Below are 3257 nucleotides of genomic sequence, written 5' to 3'. Positions count from 1 at the left end.
AAGTGGACGCCGACCGATGCCATCAAGGTGACCGCCAACTATGTCCACACCGATCTCAGCGGACTGCCGGACTTCGGCGTGCCCTATAACCGCGTGGCAGGCGCGCCGGTGACCTCCGTTAACGTCGATCGCAACACCTATTACGGCTTCGTCAACCGCGACTTCCAGAAGGCGCGGCAGGATTTCGGCACAGTCAATGCCGAGGTCAAGATTACGCCGGACATCACGCTGGCCAACAAGACCCGGCTGGAGCGCTCGGTGCTCGATTACGTCGGTACGCTGCCGAACAACGGCACCTACACGACGACGACCCTCTCGGCGCAAAGTCGCTATCAGGTGACCGACACGGTGGCCAACGTCACCGACGCCACGTTCAAGTTCGACACCGGTCCGGTCAAGCACACGACCATCGTCGGCGCGGAGTTTTCGCAGGAAAAGGTGTTTCGCGACAACTATACAGGACTTACTTCCGAGCTCGCGGGTCTGCAAACCGGAACACAGCTCCTGGTGTCGGTGTTCGCGCCGCCAAATCTGTTTCCCTTCGTCAATGCCCCGCAGCGTTCCAACAACCCGACCAACATAACCGTCGATACCAAGGCGGGCTACGCGATCCATACCGCAAACTTCCAGGATATCATTATCCTGAACGGCGGCATCCGTTATGATGATTACAATATCGCCGGCTCGACGCTGACGTCCAACACCGGCGTTCATTCCGGCATGTTCAACTACAATGTTGGCGGTGTGTTCAAGCCGGTGCCATATGGCAGTCTTTACGCCGCCTACGCAACGTCATCGAACCCGGTCGGCGCCGAGCTGGATGCCAGCGGAACAGCCTATGGTGGTCTGGTCGTCAACAACGCGCCGTTCCAGGCGCTGGCGCCGGAGGAGAACAAGGCCGCGGAAGTCGGCACCAAGTGGGAGCTGTTCGACCGTCACCTGCTGGTGACCGCCGCGCTGTTCCAGACTGAGAAGACCAATGCCCGCGAGACCAGCGGCGCCAACATCATCGCCGGCGCCGAATATCGCATCCGCGGTATCGATCTCGGGGTTGGCGGCAAGATCACTGACAAATGGAGCGTGTTTGCCGGGGCGGTATTCATGGAATCCCGCGTCGAGAAGTCGATCGACCCGGCACAGGTCGGCGTGCAGCTCGCCAACATCGCCCATGAATCCTTCAACATGCTCACCAAGTACAAGATCACCGATCCGTGGGAGATCGGCGGGCAGGCAACCTATGCGTCGAAGATCTATGGCGGCACGCTGGGCGCCACCACCGGCAATGTGCTGCCCGAGCATTGGCGGTTCGATGCCTTCACCGAGTACCGCTTCAACCGCAACATCAAGGCCAAGCTCTCGGTCAACAACATCTTCGACACTGTCTATTACGACGCTTTCTACCGCAGCGCCTCGCCCTTCGTGTTCATCGCGCCGGGCCGGTCCGTCTGGCTCACTTTGAGCGGAACGCTCTGAGGGAAAGCTGAAATGTTGATCTGCGTACCCGAGGTTCTCAGCAAGGAGGAGGTGGCGGAGTTCCGCCGCCTCATGGATGCCGCCGGCTGGGAGGATGGCCGCTCCACGGCCGGCGCGCAGTCCGCGCTGGTCAAGCGCAACGAACAGTTACCGCCGGACAGCGAACTCGCGCGCAAGCTCGGCCATCGCATCGTCTCGGCCCTGACAGCCAATCCGCGGTTTATTTCGGCGGCGATCCCGCTGCGGATCTTTCCGCCGCTGTTCAACCGCTACGCAGCTTCCGACGGCCATCACTTTGGCGTGCATGTCGATAACGCCGTCCGCGGCGACCACCTGACCGGAATGCGCATTCGTACCGATCTCTCGGTCACGCTGTTCCTGGCCGAACCGGACGAATATGAGGGCGGCGAACTGGTGGTCGAGGACAATTACGGCTCGCACGAGGTCAAGCTGCCGGCCGGCGATCTGGTTCTTTATCCTGCGTCCAGCTTGCATCTGGTAACGCCCGTGACATCAGGTATGCGTGTGGCTTCTTTTTTCTGGCTGCAGAGCATGATACGGGATGCACATGCGCGCAGCATGATTTTCGACCTGGACAGCGCGATCCAGAGTCTGGTCGAACGTCTCGGACGAGATGACCCTGAAACGGTCAAATTGACCGGTATCTATCACAATCTCATTCGCTACTGGGCCGACGTATGATGCTCCCGTCATTTAGAAACATTCTGAAGTGCTGCATGGCGCTTGCGGTCATTGCGCTGGCCTCGCCGGTCTTCGCCCAGCAGACGGCGGCGCCCTCCGCGATCGCGCAGCCCGCCGTGCCTGCGCCGGCCGCTGCGGCTTCGACGGTCGATCCCGTGAAGACTGCCAGGGCAGTGGTGACGCCGGCGATCCATGACCTGTCGCCGTGGTCGATGTTCAAGAACGCCGACATCGTGGTGCAGGCGGTGATGCTCGGTCTGGCCTTCGCGTCGATCGTGACCTGGACGGTCGGCATCGCCAAGACGCTGGAGCTGTCGATGTCGGCGACGCGGTTGCGCCGGTCGCTGAAGCGCATCGCGGAGTCGCGTTCGCTGGCGGAAGCCCAGCTCGCGCTCGGCAACCACGACAATGTTCTATCGGCGCTGCTCGCCGCCGCGATGCGGGAAGGGCGGATCTCCGCCGGCCTGTCCAGCGACAGCGGCATCAAGGAACGCGCGGCGTCGAGCTTTGCGGAAATCATCCGTGCCGAAGCGCGTCGTGTCCGGCTCGGCATGGGCGCGCTCGCCACCATTGGCGCGACATCACCCTTCGTCGGTCTGTTCGGGACCGTCTGGGGTATCATGAACAGCTTCATCGGCATTTCCAAATCACAGACCACCAACCTCGCGGTTGTCGCGCCCGGCATTGCCGAGGCGCTGCTGGCCACCGCGATCGGCCTGGTCGCCGCGATCCCGGCGGTGATCATCTACAATCACTTCTCGCGCGTCACGAAGGGCTACCTCGAACTGGTGGGCCGTGCTTCCGGCGCCGCCGGCCGGCTGTTGTCGCGCGATCTCGACCGTACCCACGGCGCGTCGCACGCGCGCGCGGCGGAGTAGTCCGATGGGCATGTCGCTTTCCGAGGGTACCGACGACGATGATGATTTCGGCGAAAACCATGAGATCAATGTCACGCCATTCATCGATGTCATTCTGGTCCTGCTGATCATCTTCATGGTCGCGGCGCCGCTGTCCACGGTCGACCTGCCGATAGACCTGACAAGCTCGACGGCGACGCCCAGCAAGAAGCCGGACAAGCCGAC

The 3257-nt window shown here is 62.0% G+C and carries 4 protein-coding genes; all 4 read left to right on the top strand.

The genetic code is table 11. The features are described from left to right. Window positions 1-1473 (top strand): TonB-dependent receptor (locus Q0S16_RS23855; protein ID WP_295854167.1); only part of this gene is annotated, 1473 nt, incomplete at its 5' end. Between the two features lie 12 nt (window positions 1474-1485). After that, window positions 1486-2175: a Fe2+-dependent dioxygenase gene (locus tag Q0S16_RS23850; RefSeq protein WP_295854164.1), complete on the top strand. Its 690-nt coding sequence runs from the start codon at window positions 1486-1488 to the stop codon at window positions 2173-2175. Next, a complete protein-coding gene (gene exbB / locus Q0S16_RS23845) occupies window positions 2172-3053 on the top strand; it encodes a tonB-system energizer ExbB (RefSeq protein ID WP_295854162.1) in 882 nt (293 codons plus the stop codon). Before Q0S16_RS23850 ends, exbB begins: the two co-directional genes overlap by 4 nt. A 4-nt stretch (window positions 3054-3057) precedes the next feature. Beyond that, window positions 3058-3257 (top strand): biopolymer transporter ExbD (locus Q0S16_RS23840; protein WP_295854159.1); only part of this gene is annotated, 200 nt, incomplete at its 3' end.

It is taken from the genome of Tardiphaga sp. (assembly GCF_025356345.1).
Classification (GTDB): domain Bacteria; phylum Pseudomonadota; class Alphaproteobacteria; order Rhizobiales; family Xanthobacteraceae; genus Tardiphaga.
Note: the sequence above shows the minus strand (reverse complement) of the source record. Positions and strands in the feature narration are given on the sequence as shown.